This window comes from Capnocytophaga sp. oral taxon 332 str. F0381 (genome assembly GCF_000318275.2).
Lineage (GTDB): Bacteria > Bacteroidota > Bacteroidia > Flavobacteriales > Flavobacteriaceae > Capnocytophaga > Capnocytophaga bilenii.
Window position 1 is genome coordinate 1 of sequence record NZ_KB291283.1, and the last position, 2,956, is coordinate 2,956.

The 2,956-nt window shown below is 32.7% G+C and carries 3 protein-coding genes; 1 reads left to right on the top strand and 2 read right to left on the bottom strand.

What is annotated here, in order from left to right; all coding sequences use genetic code 11:
* Positions 1 to 68: 68 nt before the first annotated feature.
* Together HMPREF9075_RS03690 and HMPREF9075_RS03695 are read right to left on the bottom strand one after the other, a co-directional pair.
* The gene (locus HMPREF9075_RS03690; RefSeq protein WP_009415163.1) at positions 69 to 476 is read right to left on the bottom strand and encodes a hypothetical protein; all 408 of its coding nucleotides are present in this window, start codon (positions 474 to 476) and stop codon (positions 69 to 71) included.
* Between the two features lie 33 nt (positions 477 to 509).
* On the bottom strand, positions 510 to 2,120 hold the full coding sequence (locus tag HMPREF9075_RS03695) for a hypothetical protein (protein ID WP_009415164.1): 1,611 nt from the start codon (positions 2,118 to 2,120) through the stop codon (positions 510 to 512).
* A gap of 439 nt (positions 2,121 to 2,559) precedes the next feature.
* Here HMPREF9075_RS03695 and HMPREF9075_RS03700 point away from each other — a divergent pair, with 439 nt between their 5' ends.
* Positions 2,560 to 2,919, top strand: coding sequence for a helix-turn-helix domain-containing protein (locus tag HMPREF9075_RS03700; RefSeq protein WP_009415166.1), 360 nt, complete (start codon positions 2,560 to 2,562; stop codon positions 2,917 to 2,919).
* The last annotated feature ends 37 nt before the right edge of the window (positions 2,920 to 2,956 follow it).

Sequence of the window (2,956 nt, forward strand, 5' to 3'; positions counted from 1 at the left end):
AATTAGTATGTAATTAAATAGACACCTCAATAATAAAAAAAGCTGCTTTAGGGCAGCTTTTTATCGTTTTAGTTGAGTACCAACTTTTCAGTTTTATTATCTCCTTTTTTCAAAGTAATAGAAACTCTTTTTGTTTTACTACTATTGTTAAGTGTATAGTGTGCTGAAAAAGTAAAAGTATTGGTCTCATTATTAACACTTGTGAATTGCGTTCCTTTATCAAGATTGGTAAAAGTAGCGTTACCTGCATCATCAGAAACTACTTGGAAGGTAGCGTGAAATGTTTCATCGCCTATCATATTCCAAGTATCTTGATCGTAAGCGTATACTCTCACTCCTTTTACAGGTTTACCTAAGAGGTCTACTAATTGAATAGTAGCAGAAGTTGCTTTGTCTTCATCCTTGTCTTTACTACACGCAAATGTGGTGATTGCTGTAAGTAACAATACTGTTGTGTACATTAAAAATTTCTTCATTGGTTTATGAAAATTAATTGGTTACAAAATTGATTAGGGGAAAGAAACTGTAATTTCTCTGTTGTTACTACTAAATTCAGCATCGTAAGAGCCTTCAGTAGGATAAAAAGCATAACCACTGTTTTGTTTCCAGCTTACGGTATAAGTTTTTAATGCTACCTCAAAAGTTCTTGTTGTTTTTCCTTCCATTACAAAAGTACTACTTCCTACTTTTACAGTATATGGATTTTTAGAATTGTTTTTAATGATAAGTGTTCCTTTTGCTTGGTTATTACAGTTTTCAGTAGTGTTGAGGGTTACTTGGACTATATTGCTATAAGCATTAGTAGTAAAACTACCTGTTTTAGTATGACCACAAGGGGTAGTAGCAGTATAGCTAAAACTTTTGTTTTGTTCAAGTTCAAAAACTACATAACCTTTAACACTACCTATTGTGTTAGTGCTTTTTGTTTGCCCTTCAATAGTTATTTTTACATTGTTTAGGTATTCATTACTATCTCTTACAAAGAATTCAACATTTACTTTTTTTGTTTGTGCTTGGCTTCCAGCAAGAGTAATAGTACTTTCTTTAGCAGTACCATCAATAGCGAGTTCTACTTCTTTGTAGTAAGGTGAAGAAGAAGTAACTACAAAAAATGTATATTTTTGATTGTTGTATGTAGGACGGAAGTCGCTGAAAGTAGCTATACCTTGTGCATTGGTAGTAGCATTTTTAGTAGAAGTTAAAAGATTTTCATTGCCATTACCCGTTTTAAGTCCATAACTGAGAGCTTGAAAAGTATAAGAATCAGCAGCATACACCTTTTTACCACTTACAGCAGTACCATTGTTTACTACTTTTATCTTTACAGTATAATCCTTTGCAGTAGCTGTAAGAGCGATGGTATTATCGCCTTCTGCAATTGTTTTTTCTACTTCAGTAGAAAGATATTCATTGTCTTTTTGTACAATGAAATACAGCTTTCTACCTATATATTCTGATACATCAATAGTAGCAGTTCCATTGCTTACAGTAGCCTCTTTTACAGCTACGTGGCTTGATTTAAAAGTACTATTAGCTACGATTACTTTTATTCCATTAGTAACTCCTGATACAGTGATTTTTGCAGTAGCTTTTTTCGCAGCTGGTGCTGTACTATTAGAAGAGGTTTTAGTAAGGGTGCGTTTAGTAGTTTTACCATCTTCATCTTTTATTGAAACTACGATGTTATCCCCTGCTTTAGTAATATCTAAAAGTTCTTTCTTCCCTTGAACTACAAGATAAACCTTGCCATTTTCTACTGTATAATTAAAAGTACCTCGATTTTCAGTACAAGTATTGTCTTCATCGTCATACTGATTGGTGATAAGAGTAACTTGATTTTTGGTAAAAACAAAAGACCCTTTTTTAACACAATTCCATTCAGTTTGGTGGTTAGCATTGTTAGAGAACTTCACTCCGTCATACTCAAATTCTACGTGTGACCACGTTCCGTTGAGAAAGTCGGGCGTAATAGCTGCTACAGTCTGACCAGTATTGCTGTTCCCAGTGCCATTGCCACTGTTATTGCCGTTGTTGTCGCTCCCTCCATCGTCTTTGGAGCAACCGATAATCGTAAGTGCTATAAGTGAAAGCACCGTGAAAAATGTTGATAATCTTTTCATTATTTGAAACTTTATGAATTAAACAGGGCAAAAATACCACGAATAAAAAAGATATACAACACTTATTATTTCTTATTTTGAACTTATATTTCTTATTTTGAATTTATATTTCTTATTTTGAACTAAAGAGTGATGATTAAATAGATTATCAGTATAATCAAATTTAGAAAAGTCTTAAGACTTGCCAAAATGTAGCGGCATAAATGCAATTTTGAGATTTTTTGAACAGATGAAAGGTTTTGTGACCAATATCATCAAAAAGATAGGTCAAGGTGACTTTGTAGACATCAACAAAGAACAGTATGAAACACATTTCTGATGTGTTTTAGAAATTAATTTTGATAATAAAAAGCTGCTAAGCGAGATGCTCAGCAGCTTTTTTTGTTTAATAGGAAAATTATTTATACTTTTGCCTGCTGATTATTAAAATGGTATTAAGATGATTGAACAACCAGAAGTAAAGATAAAGCAAGCACGAGAAGTAAAAAGAATTTCTCAAGAATTTGTCGCTGCTCAGTTAGGAATTTCTACGCGCGCTTATTCAAAAATTGAATCAGGAGAGACGCAACTTACCATTACGCGCCTCAACGAAATATGTGCTATTCTACAAGTAGACCCGATGAAAGTTTTAGGCTTCGATGATAAAAAAGTGTTCAACATCAATAATAATTCTTCTGGTACTTGTAATGGAGAATATCATTTGAATCAAATTCCCGAAAAATTAATAGCTCAATACGAAGAAACTATAGCTTCCCTCAAAGAGCAAATAGTAATGCTCAAAGAGATGCTTAATAAATAATAAAATTGAGGTGTCAAAATAATTTCATATATTTGCA